Origin of the sequence: Marinobacter suaedae, assembly GCF_030519635.1 — a bacterium.
Taxonomy (GTDB): domain Bacteria; phylum Pseudomonadota; class Gammaproteobacteria; order Pseudomonadales; family Oleiphilaceae; genus Marinobacter; species Marinobacter suaedae.
The window spans coordinates 945,866-963,680 of the sequence record NZ_JAUMIS010000001.1 but is presented as its reverse complement, the minus strand read 5'-3'; the positions used below and the strand labels follow the sequence as shown (position 1 = coordinate 963,680).

The window sequence follows — 17,815 nt, the reverse complement described above, 5'->3', positions numbered from 1 at the left end:
CCGGCTTCCAACAGGCTTCCCTGCTGATCGTGGGGGAGCACGACAGGCTCATTACAAGCTAGGGTATAAACCAATGGCCGCTAGACAGGCAGACGTAGTGCTGGTCGGTGGTGGTGTCATGAGCGCCACCCTCGGCATGATGCTTAGACAGCTTGATCCCTCTCTGGACATCGTCATGGTGGAGCGTCTCGACCACGTTGCCCATGAAAGCACCGATGGCTGGAACAACGCAGGCACCGGGCACGCCGGCTACTGCGAACTGAACTACACGCCGGAAACCGGCGATGGCGACGTGGCCATCGATCGTGCACTGAAGATCAACGCGCAGTTCGAAGTGTCGCTCCAGTTCTGGTCGTACCTGGTTGAGCAGGGCATGCTGCCCGAGCCAAACAAGTTTATTAACCGCACGCCTCACCAGAGCTTTGTCTGGGGCGAGGATGGGGTTAAGTTCCTCAAGCGCCGTTTCGAGCGCCTGAGCAAGCATCACCTGTTCCGGGACATGAAGTACACCGAATCCCTCGACGAGCTGGGCGAGTGGATGCCACTGGTGGTAAAAAACCGTCAGGCCGGAGAGCCGATTGCGGCCACCCGTGTAGAGTATGGCGCGGATGTGGATTTCGGTTCCCTGACCCGCAGCATGGTGGACTATCTGCAGAGCCAGCCCAATTTCGAACTGATGCTGAGCAGTCCGGTTCATTATCTGGATCAGCGGGACAACGGACGCTGGAAAGTCCGTGTGCGCAATCAGAAGACCGGTGAGCTGACCAAGCTGGAAGCCGGGTTTGTGTTTCTGGGGGCTGGCGGTGGTGCGCTGCCGTTGCTGCAGAAGTCCGGCATCAAAGAGGCTCGCGGCTATGGTGGTTTCCCGGTCAGTGGTCAGTGGCTGGTGTGCCAGAAACCAGACATCGTGAAACAGCACGACTCCAAGGTGTACGGCAAAGCCCCCATCGGGGCTCCGCCCATGTCGGTGCCGCATCTGGATACCCGCATCATCAACGGCGAGCCAGCCTTGTTGTTCGGCCCGTTTGCCGGTTTCACCACCCGATTCCTGAAACAGGGTTCGATGTTTGACCTGTTTGGGTCGGTACGGGCGGCGAACCTGCGCCCGATGTTGTCGGTAAGCAAGAACAACATGGATCTGACACGGTACCTGATCGGCGAAGTGTTTCAGTCCCACAGTGATCGTGTGGCCTCCCTGCGCAACTTCTTCCCCGACGCCAGCGAAGACGACTGGGAACTGAAAATGGCGGGCCAGCGCGTGCAGATCATCAAGCAGGATGAAGACGGCCGGGGCAAGCTGGAGTTCGGTACCGAAATCGTGGCGGCCAAAGACGGTACTCTGGCGGCGCTGCTGGGTGCATCTCCAGGCGCCTCAACAGCGGCCAACGCAATGATCGATGTGCTGGAACGTTGCTTCCCGGAAAAGATCAAGTCGCCCGAGTGGCAGCAGCGGATGAAAACCCTGGTGCCTTCCTACGGCGAGTCGCTGGTGGATGATGAGCCACTGTTGACTAAAGTCAGGGAGCGGACCCTGTCTACCCTGAAACTGGTCTGATATTCCCAATCGATCTAACAGTCGCGAAAGCACCGTGAACTCTGGCCTGACGGCCGGTGGTCCCGGTGCTTTTTCTTTTTCTGGGGAGTCTCGGGTTTGCTATTTACTAACAAGGAGTTACGGTTGTAGTACAGCAAATAGCAAAGGAGGGAGCTAATGAGTGAGCACGAGTACAACCCCGAAAAGGGGTATGTGGCACTGCTGGGATGGAGTCTCAACGCGGTTGAGGCGGCCGACAAGTTTGACCGCCGTTACGTAGTGGTCGCCCCGGATTGGGCTGAGGCATACTGCAAAGAACACGACATTCCCTATGTGCCTTGGAATTTCGAGCGTCTGAACGACCGCTCCGTGGAAATCGCTCAGACCCTCCAGGATATGGGTGTGGATGTTGCCATTCCCCTGTTCGAAGAAACCGTCGAGTGGGCCGGGGCCATTAACTCGGTGCTGATGGACAAGCCCCGCCTGTTCGGCCAGGCCATGCTGCTGCGGGACAAGGCGCTGATGAAGCGGCGGGCCCAGCTAGGGGGCATCCGTGTGGGTATCTTCGAAGAGGCACACGACAAGGACGACGTGATTCGCTTCCTCAAGCGGGTTAACCAGACCCTGCTCAAGCTGGATGGCGACCCGAACGATCCGATTCACCTGAAGGCCTTCGACAAGGCCGGTTGTCTCGGCCACCGGGTCATCCGTACGCCGGATGAAATCGACAGCATCCCCGAGGAGGAATTTCCGGTTCTGATGGAATCCCACCTGGATGGCTGGGAATTTGCCGTCGAGGCCTGGATTCACAATGGCAAGATTGCCTTCCTGAACATTTCGGAGTACGTCACGCTGGGTTATTCCGTGTTCGTGCCAGCCACTCCGGACCTCGAAAAGTACCGGGAACAGATCCGGGGCGAGATCGAAAAGCTGATCAAGACCTTTGATATCGACTTTGGCCTGATTCACCCGGAGTACTTCGTCACCAGCGACGGCACCATGTACTTCGGTGAGGTGGCCTATCGCCCGCCTGGGTTCAAGGTGTTCGAGCTGCTTGAGCGTGCCTACGGCTTCAACGCCTACCAGGCCATGATCATGTGCTTTGATCCGAAGACCACCGAGGAAGAAGTCAAAGCCTTCTTCCCGAAAGAAGTGGAAGATGCCAAGGGTTATGCTGGCTGCTTCGGTGTGTATCCACGCCGTCGTGTGGTCAGCCGCCTCGAAATGCCGGAAGAAACCGAAAATCACGACTATTTCGAGTCCCACGAGCTGACGCCACCGATGGAAGAAACCGTTACCAAGCGAACCGCTTTCGGTACGCATTGGGGACTGGTGTATTTCTTCGGCGATGATCCCTATGTGATGCGGGATTTGCTGAAGCATCAGGAAGAACTCGATTTCTATGTATAATCAGCGAGCGCGGCAACCGTTTGTGAGGTTGCCGCACGGACTGAGGAATAGATTTGAGTGATCATCATTCCGCTGGTGAATCGCCAGCGGTCAACCTCGATAAACTGGTACAACGGCTGGACGACGCGATTGAATCGCTGGAACAGAGTCGGCCGTTTGCCAAAGCGGGCAAGCTTCCTCGCCTGCTTGATATCGCTCGCCGGGTTCTGCTCCAGCCCGATGGCTGCCGGATCATTGAAGAACGCTCTGAGCGCCTGGAAAATGCCGGTCTTTATCAGGGCACGGACTGGGCGAACCCCAAAATTCTGTTGCCCTCACTGACCCCGCAGTCACTCGGCAGTACCAACGCCGATACAGTGGTCATCGAAGTCATCAGTGAGCTGCGCTTTCTGGCGATTGCCCGGGAGCTTTACCTGCATCCCACCGTCTCTGCAGAGCAGGCACGTCATCACCTGACTCAGGTGCTGGCGGTTAACCTGGGACTTCTCTTTGGGCTGATGGGCGAGGCCGAGCGCAAGCAAGGGCGGCTGGCTGTCGTGAGCCAGTCCGCGGTCCAGTACCTGGCCGAGCACATCGGCTATGAGCACGTGCTCGATAGTTTGATTGAAGAAATCTGGCGGATTCTCCAGCAACGGCCGATTCAGGTGGAGGATGTTCGCCGGATGATTACCCAGATAGCCCTTTGTCGGGCAGATCCAGACGTAGATCTGGGTGGTGCGGGACGAGGCGCCGATCGGCTGATCTCCAGCCTGTACGGGCCAACCCGTGCCAGCAGTGAAGATCCGGGCACCGTTGTCTACGAGCAGCGGCTGGCCACCCTGGATGCCCAGGCCTTACAGAACGAGGCCACCGGCTTTGCCCGATCCATGCACGACACAGGCCTGGTGTCGCCTTATCACGCCACCTTTTTGCGTTTTGCCCTGGAGCACCAGACCTCGGTGCTACCGGAGGCGCTGGGCCTTTCCAGTACCGGCAAGGACTGCCTGATCTGCTATCAGGAACTGGTGTACGCGCTGATCCGGGACGGGGTCTTCCCGGAAACCGCCCAGGGCATTTACGGGCTCGCCCTGATGCTGGAGCGGGGCATTTTGTACCAGCCACCGGTGGCGCCGGGATTGTGGCGTCAGCTCAATCTGACCTTGTGCGAACCTGCCAAGGAGCGTCTGCAACTGGCCTTTGGTTATCAGCCAGCGCCCAGCGTCTGGTTGATTCAGGGCGTGCTGAACATGCTCGGTCAGCCCCTGGGGGTGGGGCAGGGAAACAACCCGACCTGCCAGTCGGCCCGGGCGCTGTCCATGTGGGCCTACAACGACCCGGACTACCTGTTGCAGATGGTGGCCTGGGCGGCCCGCGACAACGAGGTCATCATTCATTTCGAAGGTCGCCCGGTCTCCTCGGCCCACAGCCTGGGTGGCGTGGCCTCGGAAGTGACCCTGGATCTGGACCCCGTTTCATTGATTGTGGTTCCCCACCTGGACCGGATCTATGCCGAAATGGGTCGGATGGTGGCGGATCGGCAAGGCGATCCCCACCAGTGGGTGAATCCCGAATTCCACGGCTGGGCTTCCGGCCGGGGCTTTGCCATCAACGTGGATGTGGCGACCGGAAAACTGCATGACCTGGAAGGTTTTATCCGGCATTTCTACGCCAGCTATCATCCGTTCTACAACGGCAATCAGCCGCTGGTGCATCCGCAGCCAGCGGGCGTTGCCGTGACCGACCGGGCGGCCCGGTTTGTCGGCTGGCATGCGATCACTATCCTCCGCGTAGCGCTGGACCCTGAAGGCGAGATGCGGGTGTATTTCTTCAACCCCAACAACGACAGCGGCCAGCACTGGGGTAACGATGTCGAGGTGAGCACGGCTGGCCATGGCGAGCACTTCGGTGAATCGTCGTTACCTTTCGAGCAATTCACTTCCCGCCTGTACATCTTCCATTACGATCCCCTGGAACGGGGGGAGCCCGCCAATGTTACCGACGAGGAACTGCAGCGGGTCGTCGGTCGGGTCTACCGCACCTGGGGTGCTGACCGGTTGCCGTCGGAGGAATTGCAGGCAGAACCACCCAGGGGCTCGTAGCGCTTCCATCCGGTGTCCGGGGCATCCAAACCGCCGTGCTGGCGTACACTTGGATAAGCCAATGCCGGCCAGGCCATGCTGCCTGACCGGCGATACACCGTTGATGGGAGGGAGCCATGGAGAGCGAACGCACAATCTCGGAATCCGATGGGGCGAGGCTGTTTGTCCGGGCGTTGGAAACCGAGGGCGTCGAGTACATTTTTGCGGTTCCGGGTGAAGAGAACCTCGCCCTGCTCGAAGCCCTGCGCACGTCTGATATTCAGCTGATCCTCAATCGCCACGAGCAGGCTGCGGGGTTCATGGCGGCCACCTACGGTCGGCTGACCGGTAAGGTGGGCGTCTGTCTGTCGACGCTCGGTCCCGGCGCCACCAACCTGGTGACGGCTGCCGCCTATGCGCAGTTGGGTGGGATGCCGATGATGATGGTGACCGGGCAAAAGCCAATCAAATCGTCAAAACAGGGGTTGTTCCAGATCCTGGATGTGGTGGATTTGATGCGACCGCTCACCAAATACACCCGTCAGATCAGCAACGCCAACACCATTCCCGCCAAAGTTCGTGAAGCCTTCCGTCTGGCAGCGGAAGAGCGGCCCGGGGCCGTGCACCTGGAGCTGCCCGAGGATATCGCCGCCGAACGTCCCCATGACGACAACCATATCTTTGCCGCCAGTGACGCCCGCCGGCCGACCGCCAGTACCAAGAGCCTGGATATCGCCTGCGATATGCTGCGCGAAGCCCGCCACCCGTTGATCATGATCGGTGCCGGTGCCAATCGGAAGCGGGTCTCCCGGGCGCTGCTGCATCTGGTGAACTCCACCGACATCCCGTTTTTTACCACCCAGATGGGCAAGGGCGTCATCGATGAGCGCCACCCCCGCTATCTGGGGAATGCGGCGCTGTCCTCAGGGGACTTCGTGCACTGTGCCATCGACGAGGCCGATCTGGTGATCAACGTGGGGCATGACCTGGTCGAGAAACCCCCGTTTTTCATGCACCCCGGCGGCAAGAAGGTTATTCACGTTAATTTCTCCGGCGCCAATGTCGATGCGGTGTACTTTCCCCAGCACGAGGTCGTGGGCGACATCGCCAACAGTGTCGAATATCTGGCCGAACATTGTGGTCGTTGTGGCGGGCACGACTTCAGCCGGCTTATGAGGGTCAAGTCGGCCGTGGACGAGCATTTGATGGACAAGGCCGGCGACGACAGTTTCCCGCTGTTGCCACAACGCATTGTCAGCGATGTGCGGCAGGCCGTGCCGGAGGACGGCATCATTGCCCTGGACAACGGCATGTACAAGCTGTGGTTCGCCCGCAATTACCCAGCCTATGATAACAACACGGTGCTGCTGGATAACGCCCTGGCGTCTATGGGTGCCGGGCTGCCCAGCGCCATGATGGCGGCCATGCTGTATCCGGATCGCCGGGTGGTGGCTGTCTGTGGCGATGGCGGGTTCATGATGAACAGCCAGGAAATGGAAACGGCGGTGCGCCTTGGGCTGAACCTGGTGGTGCTGATCATCAACGACAGCGCCTACGGCATGATCAAGTGGAAACAGGCCCAGGAGGGGTTCGAAACCTTTGGGCTGGATTACGGCAATCCGGATTTCGTCGCCTATGCCCGGTCATATGGAGCCTCGGGCGAGCGCGTAGAGCGGGCCGAAGACCTGTTGCCCCGGTTGCGGGCCGCGTTGAGTGCCGGCGGTGTCCGGTTACTGGAAGTGCCCGTGGACTACCGCGAGAACCGCCGGGTGTTTGACGAGGAATTGCCAAGCCTGACATGCCGTCTCTAGGCAGGGTATGATGCGCCCGAACGAAAGATGTGAGGATTGTTATCATGGGAATTGCTCTGCTTCGGAGTCTGGCTGTTTCACTCGTGCTTGTTGTCACTGCTGGTTGCAGTGGGCCGGAAACGCCGCAGGAAGTGGCCGAAGCCTTCTGGCAGTCAGTGGCTGAAAACGACGTGGATTCGATGGCGGAGCTGTCGACATTGGATAAAACCAAGGACTTTGATGGTTTTGACCGGGACTGGACGGACGTGGCGCCGGCGTTCGGTCGGGTGGTGATCGACGATGTCGAGGCCACGATCGTGACGCGCCTGCCGTCTGAAGATGGTCCGGACGCTGATCCCCAGGAGCTGGTGACCTACCTGGTCCGTCAGCAGGAGGGCTGGCAGGTGGATTACAGGCGCACCCGTGAGGCGATAATGAATCCGTCGCCATTCGGGCAGCTGATGGGCGAGCTCGGCAAGCTCCGGGACAAGCTGGAGGCCAGCTTTGCCTCGTCCTCCAACGATCTGGAGGCCAGCATGAATGAGTTTGCCTCCGAGTTTGAAGCCTACACCCGGGATCTTGAACAGCAGGCCGAGGAAGCCATGGAAGACTTCGGTGAGAGTCTGCAGAACGCAATGGAAGACCTGGCCGACTCCATCAACGAGGCACTGGAAGATAACGACCAGATGCCGCGGGACGACAAGGTCCTGCTTGAGGAAGCCGCAGTGGACCTGGAGGGCAACAGCGAGTCCCTGGATGATCCGTCCATGGATTCCCTGGCCGAAGCCAGTCGGGCAATGGCCCGCACCGGCGAGCGCTTCAGTCGCCTGAGCGAAGAAACCTTTGAGCGCTATCGGGAAGACTGGAATGAGGCGCTGACAGAGATCCGGGCCGAAACCGATTCGTTTTTCGTGGATCTGCGCCAGCGCACACAGGCGGGTAGTTAGGATATACCCGTTTCGGGTTCACCTGCTCAGAAGAACAGGGTGAACCCGGAGGACAGTTCGATGTTGTGAGTCAGTTGCGACTCACGAATCAGGTCGCTCTTGAACATGTGGTCCCGGAAGTCCACGTGCACGGTCAGCCAGTCGAGCAGGACCACACGGAAACCGGTGCCGAGGGTGGTGGTGAAATTGCTTTCGCCACCGAACTCGGTATTCCCAACCCCGCCGACCAGGTAGAACGCTGAGTTGAACGTCAGCGAATCACTGAAGAACACCTCGCCCGGGAAGATGTTGTACCCCACCAGGAAGTCGTAATAGCTGTATTCCCGGTCATCGTCCGTCAGCAGGCGGACATCCGCACCGCTCAGCTCCTCGAAGGACGTCAGTCCCGCTTCGGTGAAGCCGTAATTGAACTGCAGGAAGAAGTCTTCCGTGGCATGGAATGCCGCGCTCACGCCCACAAGCGGTTCGGAGCTGAAGTTGTCGATGGTCATCATGCCGGCAAAGGCGCCGACCTCGAAAAACTCTGCGTCGATATCCGCTTCGCGAATGCTGCGAGGCTCCACTTCCGGCGCGATGACCTGGACCGGTGCGGGTTTGGCGCTGTCATCAGCGTCCTGTGCCGTGGCCAGCTGCGGCGCGGCGAGGGCGCCTGCCAGGAGCAGGGCGGAGGTCGCGGAGCGGGCCGTCAGGCTGGCACTTAGAAAAACGTGTTCAGACCGAATTTCCATTCACTTAAACCTGTGCTTTCTGAATTTGATGAAACCGAATACATGCGGTACTCGGCACGTACGAGGAAGTTCCGGCCAATGTAGTAACTGAGGCCGCCGCCAACGTTGAACCCATCGGCATCACCCAGATCGCTCAGCAGGACTTTCTGCCGCGCATCGAAGGAAAATGTGGAGATGCCGGTTACCGCGTAGGGCGTGATGTCCCACTGATTCATGGGCTCGAAGATCAGGTTGGCGCTGTAATAATCACTGGTCACCGACCGGTTGTAGATCTTGCCGGCTTCCAGTTCCGCACCAACCCAGGTCAGTGGGCGGTAACCAACGGTCAAACTGAAACTGGTGGATTCCTCAAACAGGCCGGTGGTGAAGCCCACCCGCCAGCTCGATTCCAGATACTCGCCGTGGCTGACCTCGGGCAGGTCGGCGGGCAGTCCCGTCGGCTGCAGGGTACGGCCCAGCTGGGCGGCCTTGGTCCAGCCTTCTTCGCCTTCCGCAGAGCGAACCTTGTACCAGTTCGTTTTGCGCTTGATCAGCTCAACCTGTTCACCCTTCTCGATCACGTGGAACACCGGGTAGCCCCGGCCGGGCGCGGTGTGCAGCTCGATAAACGGATCCACCACTTCCAGCACGGCGGCCTCGTTTTCAAACCCGGTTTGTGCCGTGACCGGGGCAACGGGGGTGGCCAGCATCAGCCCGACGAGAAGATGACGGGAAAATGTCCGGACAGGCGTCAGCCTAAGAGTCATGTCTGTGATTGCTTTCATAATGTCGAAGCTGGCTTCAGTGCTGAAGGTAATCAAATGTTAATAATTGTAAACACATGTTTTTGCTAACAAAAGTGAGATATGGGTCGGAACTGTGGCGATTGGGCAGGCGTTCGGCAATAGAGGACTCTGCGTTTCGGGAAGACAGTCACAGAATGAAAAATTGACGCGAAATATGTCTCCTTAGCGTCAAGGAAGATGTGATAGCGTATTTTGCAGAATTTTACGAATGAAACGATTCCAACAAAGTCGATGGCTCAAAGAAGAAGTCGGACCGCAAGAGTCCCTGGGCAGAATCGGTATCTCAAAGGTTATTTCCCGGAATATTCAATGCTATTGACCGGTGCCGCCCGGACGCGGGCTGTCATGGGAGCAGGATGGTGAGTTTACAAATGCAGGGGTCTGCGAGCAGACCGAAAAAAATGACTAAAAGCGGGTTGATCGCGCTCCTGGCGCTGGCCCTGTGTACCTTGTTGGGTGGCCAGGCAAGCGCCAGTGAGGCCGAATCGTCCGTCGTGGACGGTGAGCAGGCGGCCAAGCCGGCTGCACCGCTTGAACAGATTCTGGAAACGCCGATGTCCGTGCGCGAGAGCCGCGAGCGCGCCCAGCGTGCCGTTAATGACCTGTCGCGGGAAATTCAGGATCTGAAGCAGTCTGTGGTGACCCTGAACAAGGATCTCCGCGTGCTTGAGGAAGATCTGCTGTTCCCGGCCAATACCCGGTTTCACGTGTTCCTGTCTTTGGACGTGGGCGAGTTTTTCCGTCTTGAAGGTGTGGAATTGCGCCTGAATAACGAAACCGTGGCCTCCTACCTTTACAGCGAAGAAGAGCGTACCGCGCTGGCCAAGGGCGGCATGCACCGTTTGCACCTGGGTAACGTCAGTGCCGGGGAGCATACGCTGTCTGCGTTCTTCATCGGGCAGGGTCCGAATGGTCGCGAATACAAGCGTGGCAGCAGCCTGCGTTTCACCAAAGGGCAGGGGCCGAAGTACGTGGAGTTGAGCATCGCCGACTCCGAGGCCCGTCAGCAGCCTGAATTTGCCATTCGGGAGTGGTAAGTGATGAAGCTAGTGCGCGCCGCTCAACAGTCCTTCAGGCAAGCCATTGCCGGCATCGTGATTGGTTCCATGTGCCTGCCGGCCAGTGTGGCTGCGCCGGTGACCAGTGTGCAGGACCTGAAATACGGCGCCATCCTGTTTGAGTTCTACCAGCAGAACTATTTCGAGGCGCTGGTGGAATACGCCTGGGCCGAAGAGCACGGTGGCATCGTCAACCACGGTACCTACCCGGAATTGCTGAAGGGCGGGATCAGCCTGTCCTACGGCCTGGACTCCCAGGCTGAAAACATTTTTAACCGTGTCGCCCGCGAGAACCTGGACGAAGAAACCCGTAACCGGGCCTGGTTCTACCTGGGCAAGATGCAGTACCTGCGTGGCGATGTGGACGATGCGGCCCGTAACCTGGCGCGCGTCCAGGGTGGTCTGCCGGCTGCCGTGGACGATGAGTATCGTTACCTGGCCGCGCTGGTAAACGTGAAGCTGGGTTACTTCTCGGCGGGTGAATCGGTCGCCGATACCATCGACGATGACAGCCCCTTTGCGCCTTACTTTTACTTCAACCTGGCGATTGCCTATGGCGGCCAGCAGGAAACCGGGCGTGCGATCTCGGCGCTTGAAAAGGTCATCGAACTGAACGATGACACGGAAGAGCTGCGTCGCCTGTCAGACCGGGCGCGCATGGCGCTGTCCTACCTGTACGCCGGTCAGAATGACCAGGCCAATGCCAGTCTGCAGCTGTCGCTGATCAGCACCAGTGGCGCCTACTCCAACCGGGGCCTGCTGGGCGCCAGCTGGATGGCCATTAACGACGGTGCGTTCCGGGATGCGCTGGGCCCTCTGGATGTGCTGACCGACCGTTCCATCGCCCTGCCGGAAGTGCAGGAAGCCATTCTGCTCCAGCCTCACGTCTATGAGCAGATGGGCCTGAATGGTCGCGCAGCCCAGGGTTTCATCGACGCCGATCAGAAGTTCCGCGATGCTCTCGAATGGCTGCAAAAAGCCCGTACTTCCCTGAAGGGGGCGGACGTGCTGGAGCTGTTCGTCCGCAATCTGGATCAGGTACTGGGCGAGAGCGACTGGTTTGGTTCCGCGCCGTCGGTGTCGGTGAACCATCTGTCGCCCTTTCTGGTGGATCTGATGTCAGACCACGCCTTCCAGTCCGTCCTGAAGGACCTCCGGGACCTGTACGCCATTCGCAACAATCTGGAGCGCTGGCAGGAACGTCGTGACGACTTCGAAGTGATTCTGGCCGCCCGTGACGGCAGCCTCGACGGCGAAAGCCATAAGCAGGGTGTGGCCCGTCTGACCCGTTATCTGGAAGAGGCCCGCCAGAGCTACCAGAACCTGGCCAGCCGGGTCAGCGGCCAGCCAGAGGTGGCGAAGGAAAAACTGCAGTGGCAGATGGAAGACCTGGCGTTTGATATCGCCCGCGGTGAGCAGATGCTGGAAGCCCTCCGCAGCGCCCATTCAGTGTCAGAAGGTGACCAGTTCAGCATGGCGGTCAGCCGCATGATGTCCCAGGTGGATGAGCAGATGACTCAGACCGATGGCCTGATTGCCCACCTTGAGGATGTGATGCTGAACCTGGTGGGCACCGAGCTGGATATCCACGAAGAGCGCCTGAAGCAATACCAGGTGGAGGCGCAGTTGGCCAAGGTGCGTATTCTGGACCGCTCCCTGCAGTACCTGGATGGCCCGGCGGAAAGCGACGATACCGATGCTGAGCCTGCCGTGTCTGCCCAGTCCGAAGAGGAGGGTGACCATGCGATCTAAGGTACTTCTCCTGAGTCTTCTGGTGGGCGGCTGCGCAAGCTTTAACGACGGCACCACCATCGGCAAGCTGCAGAAGGACTATGAACCGCTGGCGGATATTCCCCTGCCACGGGTGATGCACGAAGACGTGCGCGAAGAATACCGGGACCTTCTGAAAACCATCGAGGACCAGAAGCTCCGTGAGCTGATTGAGCGCCGCATTGCCAGTGTGTACATGCTCGAGGGCGACTACAACCAGCTGCTGGGTGTGCTGCCGGGCGAGAACGGTTATTTCCCGGACGCGATTGCCGCGTACAACGAACTCCTCAAGCGCTACCCGGATTCCAGGCAGAACGCGGAAGCCATGTACCAGCTGGCCAAGGCCTACGACCTGGATGGCCGGGACCAGGAAGCCAAGACGGTTCTGGAACAGTTCATCGAGGATCATCCCCATTCCGGCCGGCTGGCCGAAGTGTACTTCCGAAAAGGGGATATCCACTTCCGTCATGAAGAGTACGAGCAGGCGGAAAAAGCCTACAAGGCGGTGGTCGCGCTGGGGCAGGAGTCCACGTTCCTGAACAACTCCTACTACCTGCTGGGCTGGGCGCAGTACAAATTGTCGGACTACGACAACAGCCTGATGAACTTCTCCAAGGTGCTGGACCGGCTGGTGCCGGAAGACGGCAAGGTGGAGAAACTGGATAACGTGAACCGCTCGCTGGTGGATGACACCCTGCGGATCATGAGCGTGGGGCTGGCCTACGCCGGTGGTGCGGCGAAGATCGACAGCATGTTCGCCAATCGTCCGGAGGCGGCCAAGTACACCTGGATCCTGTATTCCAGCCTGGGTAAGCACTACCTGGAAAAAGAGCGGTATGAAGATTCCGCCCAGTCGTTCCGCGCCTTTGTTATGCAAAACCCGGATTCCGAACGGGCGCCGGAAATGCATGCGGACATGATCCGTGCCTACGTGGACGGCGAGTTCAACCAGCAGGTGCTGCCGGAAAAAGAGAGCTACGTGCGCAACTACGGCATCCGTTCCGAGTTCTGGAACACCAAGCCGGCGGACGTGAAGGCCAAGGTCATTCCCAATCTCAAGATCTACATCGACGAACTGGCGCGCCATTACCACGCGACCGGTCAGCGTCTGAAGCGTGAGCTGGCGGACGGTGCGATAGCGGCGGCCAAGAGTGTAGCTGCCGAGGGTGAAAAGCGCACCAGCTTCCTGAAAGCGTCGGAGTTCTATGGCGAGTACGAGCAGACCTTCCCGAACGATCCGCGCATCCCGGAAATGGTCTACATGCGGGCCGAAGCCGCCTTCGACGGGGAAGACTACCCGACGGCCATCACCCATTACGAGCGCAGTGCTTACGAGTTCAAGCATCCCAAGTACGGCCCCGACGCCGGCTACGCGGCCATCATCGCCTACCAGAGAGAGGCGGATCGCCTGAAAGCGACGGTGGGCGAGAGTTCCGAGCAGCTTCGCCAGTGGCGCAGCAAGGGCGTCGACAGCCAGTTGCAGTTCGTCCAGACCTACCGGGATGACGAGCGTTCCGGTTCGGTGCTGGCCAAGACCTCGGAAGAACTCTTCGCCCTCGGTCGTTACGAGAAGGCCCTGGAAGTGGCCACCTCCATTGTCAGCCGTGCCGGCGATGTGGACCGCGAGCTGAACCGCACCGCCTGGGGGGTGATTGCCCACAGCCAGTACGAGCTGGGTCGCCTGGCCGAGGCCGAGGATGGTTACCGCAACCAGTTGCGCTACATCGACACCACGGACAAGCAATACGCCGAAGTCACCGAGCGCATGGCGGTCACCATCTACAAGCAGGGCGAGCAGAAACTGGCGGCCGGCGACATGGCCGGTGCCGTCGACGAGTTCCTTCGAATCAAGGCGGTGGCGCCGAACACTGAGGTTCGGGTGATTGCCCAGTTCGATGCCGCCACCCACCTGCTGACCCTGGAAAACTGGGACCCGGCGCTGGCTGAAATGAAGGAGCTGCGCAAGCTGTTCCCGAACCACAAGCTGGCAACCGATCTGCCCAACAAGATTGCCTGGGCCTACGAACAGGATGAGCAGTGGCTGAACGCGGCCCGTGAATACGAATGGATCTATCGCAACGACAAGCGAGCAGATATCCGTCGCGATGCCCTGTTCCTGTCGGCCGAACTGTACGAGAAGTCCGGCGAAGACGAGCAGGCGCTGGCGTACTTCAAGAAATGGGCCTTCGACTACGAAGAGCCGTTCGATACCCGAATGGAAGCCCGCTATCACGTGGCCTACCTGTATAAGCGCATGGATGACCTGAATCGTCATCTGTACTGGCTGCGCCGGGTCATCGATGGCCACAACAAGGCACCGGAAGACTGGCAAACTGGCCGCTCCGCGTGGCTGGCGGCCTGGGCCAACAACGAGTACGGCGACTACTGGCGCATCGAGTTTGACCGGGTTCGCCTGCGTCATCCCCTGCAGAAAAGCATTCCGCGCAAGAACGAAAAGCTGAAGAACGCGCTGGACCGTTACAACAAGGCTGCCGAATACGCGGTACAGGGGCAGACCAGCCGGGCGACGTTCAATATTGCGGATCTCTACGGCCAGTTTGCCCGGGAGTTGATGGACGCGCCGCGGCCCAAGGGTCTGAGCGAGCTGGAAGCCATGCAGTACGAGCTGATCCTGGAAGAGCAGGCGATCCCCTTCGAGGATCTGGCGATCGAGGTCCACCAGGCCAACATCGACCGCTCCTGGGGCGGGCAATTCAATCCCTGGATCGAGCGGAGCTTTGGCGCCATGGCCAAGCTGAATCCTGCTCGATTCGACAAGCAAGAAGTACAGGTGGCGTATGGCGATGGTATTCGTTAAGCCCTTGCGCACAGGCGCACTCATGTCGGTGATCCTGCTGTCCGGTTGTGCTGGGCTCGGCACCATGACCGGCCCCAAGCCGACCCAGGAAGCGCCGGAGAAAACCGTGGTGGAAACCGCCCCGGTGGCCGTGCCCGAGGTTCAGGGCGAGGCTCCCAGCCACCAGTACCTGCCGCGGCAGGCCTATGACGTGGCCGGCAACAAAATTGACTATGAATCGGAACCCAACCCCTACATCCAGGCGTCCGTTCCGGTAGCACCGGAAGCGGTGGCCCGGTTCCAGGCGGCCAGCAAGCTGATGGCGGAGGAACAGAACCGCATGGCTCGCAAGGCCTTCGAAGCCATCACCCGGGATTACCCGGAGTTGTCTGGCCCCTGGGTCAAGCTGGGTGAGTTGGCGGAAATTGGCGAACGCCTGGAGCGGGCGGAGAAGTCCTACCGCACGGCGATCGAGGTGAACCCGGAGAACGTCAACGCCTATCTGTCGCTGGCCTTGCTCCAGCGTCGCAACGGCGACTTCGAGGCATCGCGGGACACCTACGTGTCGGCGTTGAAACTGTGGAAGGATTTTCCCGAGGCGCACCTGAACCTGGCGATTCTGTACGACCTGTACATGAACCAGCCGGTGAATGCTCAGCCGCACTTCGAGGCCTACGAGTTCCTGGTGAAGGGAGACCACCCGCAGGTGGCGGACTGGCTGATCGAGATTCGTCGCCGCACGGGCATTGAAACCAGCTTCATCGATATTCCGCCGCCCAAGCAGGAACCGGCCGCCGAAGGCAGTGATGGCGAACCGGTCGCAGCGGATGCGGCACCCAATGAAGAACCTGTGGAAGAGAAAGGGTAGGAGAGCACTATGGCCAACGTCCGTTTTCGTTTCCTCGCTTTCACTGCCGCACTGGCCGCCTCAGCAGGCGTCTGGGGACAGGAAGGTATTGACCTGGAGAGCACCTTTGTCGGGGACAAAGAGCAGCCGTCGGTCAGTTATTTCATTCCATGGAAGCCACCGGAAGGACCCGAGCGGCTCTACCGATCAATCACTTCGGTCTCAGGCCGGGTGTTTGAGGTAGTGGACCGGGACATTCACTCAAGAACCATGAAGTTCTACGACGAACTTTCACTGGAAGCGCCAGACGGCTCGACCAAGTAAACCAATAACCAAACCGAATAACTCGTTTTAGCGACGTGTGTGGAGTAGCAAGATGAATTTTTACACAAGCATTGTTTCTTTCTTCCAGGAAGGTGGCGCGTTCATGTTCCCGATCGCGCTGGTGCTGATGATCGGCCTGGCCATTGCCGTTGAGCGCTGGTTCTTCCTCAAGCGCGCTTACATGGCCAACAAGAGTGCCTATGGTGAGCTGCTGCCCCTGATGAAGGAACACAAGTTCGACGAGGCTGAAAAAGTGGCCCAGGACAACAGCTCCGCCATTGGCCGCCTGATCGCCGTGGCTATCGACACCATGCGTTCCTCGCCCCGTCGTGACGACATCCACGCCGCCATGCAGGAAGGTGTGATGGAAAACATCCCCCGTCTGTCCAAGCGCACCAACTACCTGTCGATCCTGGCCAACGTATCCACCCTGCTGGGTCTGCTGGGCACCATCATCGGTCTGATCGCTGCGTTTACCGCGGTTGCCAACGCCGATCCGGCGGACAAGGCCACGCTGCTGTCCCAGTCCATCTCGGTCGCCATGAACACCACGGCCTTTGGTCTGATCGCCGCGATTCCGCTGCTGCTGATCCACTCTCTGCTGCAGAACAAGACCCTGGAAATCGTCGAGAGCATCGAAATGGCCGGCGTGAAGGCACTGAACACCATCGTCCGTAACAACCGGAACCTCGTTAACACCCGTGAAAGCGACGCCTGATCGCAGCAGGTAATTCGTTATGTTTTCCAAACGAAGAGAAATGGAAGAGGCGGATATCGACATCACGGCGTTCATGAACCTCATGATCGTACTGGTGCCGGTTCTGCTGATGAGTATGGTGTTCAACCATATCTCCATTCTAGAGCTCAACCTGCCGGACCTGACCGGGGCGCAGACCGCCAGTGCCGAAGAAAACCGGCAACTGGAAGTGGTGATTCGCGAATCGGGCATCGAGGTGTACTACCCCAGCGGCAACCTGGTGAAAACCATTGCCAAGAAGGAAGCCACCGACGAGAAGGACGCCCGTCACGACTTCAATCAGCTGTCGGAAGTCCTGCAGGAAATCAAACGCCGCCTCAACGCCAAGAACATCGCCAAGAAAGACGTTCTGTTGATGTCTGAGCCGGGCGTGAGCTATCAGTCCCTGGTCTCCACCATGGATACTGTTCGTTCCGCCAAGACCGTCGTCGTGGCTGAGGCCGTTGAAGTCGAGCTGTTCCCGGACATCTCCCTGGGTGATGCCCCGAAGAAGGGAGGTAAGTCATGAGCCAGCGACTGACATCCTTTGGCCTGCGGGGTAACCGCGAACTGTTTCCAAAGCCGGCCAAGCTGAACCTGGTGTCCCTGATGGACATCTTCACCATCCTGGTGTTCTTCCTGCTGCTGAACTCCGGCAGCAACGAGATCCTGAAGGTGAACGACGTCGAACTGCCGGACTCCACGGCGGAAGAGCGTCCGAAGGAAACCACCGTGGTCACCATCACCGAGGAGGACATCCTGGTGGACGGTCGCCCGGTTGCGACCATCGAGGAGGTGGTTGCGTCTAACGGACTGATCGACGGGTTGATGGAAGAACTGCGCTTCCAGGCCGCTAAGCGCACCGAGCTGACCGAGCGTGAGAAATCACTCGGCCGGGCGGTGACCATTCTGGGTGACCAGGAAATTCCGTACGAGCTCCTGAAGCGGGTGATGCTGACCTGTGCCAAGGCAGATTACCGGGATCTCTCCATGGCTGTGTCCCGGGTTTCCGGTTCCAGCGGCGCCTGACGG

At 59.4% G+C, this 17,815-nt stretch carries 15 protein-coding genes; 13 read left to right on the top strand and 2 right to left on the bottom strand.

Translation table 11 applies throughout. The features are described from left to right. Positions 1-73 precede the first annotated feature (73 nt). The 5 genes from mqo to QVZ43_RS04405 all read left to right on the top strand — a co-directional run bounded on the left by mqo (position 74) and on the right by QVZ43_RS04405 (position 7,738). Positions 74-1,555: a malate dehydrogenase (quinone) gene (gene mqo / locus QVZ43_RS04425; protein WP_302909020.1), complete on the top strand. Its 1,482-nt coding sequence runs from the start codon at positions 74-76 to the stop codon at positions 1,553-1,555. 156 nt (positions 1,556-1,711) lie between these two features. Then, entirely contained in the window at positions 1,712-2,944 is a 1,233-nt protein-coding gene (locus QVZ43_RS04420) for an ATP-grasp domain-containing protein (protein WP_302909019.1), read from the top strand. Positions 2,945-2,997: 53 nt separating this feature from the next. Then, positions 2,998-5,022: a hypothetical protein gene (locus QVZ43_RS04415; protein WP_302909018.1), complete on the top strand. Its 2,025-nt coding sequence runs from the start codon at positions 2,998-3,000 to the stop codon at positions 5,020-5,022. Between the two features lie 116 nt (positions 5,023-5,138). Continuing rightward, the gene (locus QVZ43_RS04410) at positions 5,139-6,812 is read left to right on the top strand and encodes an acetolactate synthase large subunit (protein ID WP_302909017.1); all 1,674 of its coding nucleotides are present in this window, start codon (positions 5,139-5,141) and stop codon (positions 6,810-6,812) included. A 44-nt stretch (positions 6,813-6,856) separates the two neighbouring features. Beyond that, positions 6,857-7,738 carry a hypothetical protein gene (locus QVZ43_RS04405; protein WP_302909016.1) on the top strand — a complete coding sequence of 294 codons (882 nt, stop codon included), beginning with the start codon at positions 6,857-6,859 and terminating at the stop codon, positions 7,736-7,738. Positions 7,739-7,764: 26 nt separating this feature from the next. On the opposite strand, the gene QVZ43_RS04400 is transcribed toward QVZ43_RS04405, so the two are convergent. Both QVZ43_RS04400 and QVZ43_RS04395 read right to left on the bottom strand, forming a co-directional pair. Next, positions 7,765-8,466 (bottom strand): outer membrane beta-barrel domain-containing protein, encoded by a 702-nt coding sequence (locus QVZ43_RS04400; protein ID WP_223794601.1) that lies wholly within the window; start codon positions 8,464-8,466, stop codon positions 7,765-7,767. Continuing rightward, positions 8,436-9,212 (bottom strand): SH3 domain-containing protein, encoded by a 777-nt coding sequence (locus QVZ43_RS04395; protein ID WP_223794600.1) that lies wholly within the window; start codon positions 9,210-9,212, stop codon positions 8,436-8,438. Before QVZ43_RS04395 ends, QVZ43_RS04400 begins: the two co-directional genes overlap by 31 nt. Before the next feature lie 440 nt (positions 9,213-9,652). On the opposite strand from QVZ43_RS04395, the gene QVZ43_RS04390 reads away from it, so the two are divergent. Genes QVZ43_RS04390 through QVZ43_RS04355 form a run of 8 tightly spaced genes read left to right on the top strand, consistent with a single transcriptional unit; the run spans position 9,653 to position 17,812 of the window. Next, positions 9,653-10,288, top strand: a complete 636-nt coding sequence (locus QVZ43_RS04390; RefSeq protein ID WP_302909015.1) for an AraC family transcriptional regulator — start codon at positions 9,653-9,655, stop codon at positions 10,286-10,288. Further along, positions 10,289-12,061, top strand: a complete 1,773-nt coding sequence (locus QVZ43_RS04385) for a tetratricopeptide repeat protein (protein WP_302909014.1) — start codon at positions 10,289-10,291, stop codon at positions 12,059-12,061. Beyond that, positions 12,051-14,897, top strand: a complete 2,847-nt coding sequence (locus tag QVZ43_RS04380; protein ID WP_302909013.1) for a tetratricopeptide repeat protein — start codon at positions 12,051-12,053, stop codon at positions 14,895-14,897. The genes QVZ43_RS04385 and QVZ43_RS04380 overlap by 11 nt, the downstream gene beginning before the upstream one ends. After that, positions 14,878-15,744 carry a tetratricopeptide repeat protein gene (locus tag QVZ43_RS04375; protein ID WP_302909012.1) on the top strand — a complete coding sequence of 289 codons (867 nt, stop codon included), beginning with the start codon at positions 14,878-14,880 and terminating at the stop codon, positions 15,742-15,744. Before QVZ43_RS04380 ends, QVZ43_RS04375 begins: the two co-directional genes overlap by 20 nt. Before the next feature lie 9 nt (positions 15,745-15,753). Further along, positions 15,754-16,047: a hypothetical protein gene (locus QVZ43_RS04370; protein ID WP_302909011.1), complete on the top strand. Its 294-nt coding sequence runs from the start codon at positions 15,754-15,756 to the stop codon at positions 16,045-16,047. A 52-nt stretch (positions 16,048-16,099) separates the two neighbouring features. Continuing rightward, positions 16,100-16,765, top strand: coding sequence for a MotA/TolQ/ExbB proton channel family protein (locus QVZ43_RS04365; RefSeq protein WP_223794594.1), 666 nt, complete (start codon positions 16,100-16,102; stop codon positions 16,763-16,765). 19 nt (positions 16,766-16,784) lie between these two features. After that, positions 16,785-17,312 carry an ExbD/TolR family protein gene (locus QVZ43_RS04360; protein WP_223794593.1) on the top strand — a complete coding sequence of 176 codons (528 nt, stop codon included), beginning with the start codon at positions 16,785-16,787 and terminating at the stop codon, positions 17,310-17,312. Further along, on the top strand, positions 17,309-17,812 hold the full coding sequence (locus tag QVZ43_RS04355; protein ID WP_302909010.1) for an ExbD/TolR family protein: 504 nt from the start codon (positions 17,309-17,311) through the stop codon (positions 17,810-17,812). Before QVZ43_RS04360 ends, QVZ43_RS04355 begins: the two co-directional genes overlap by 4 nt. Positions 17,813-17,815: the final 3 nt, after the last annotated feature.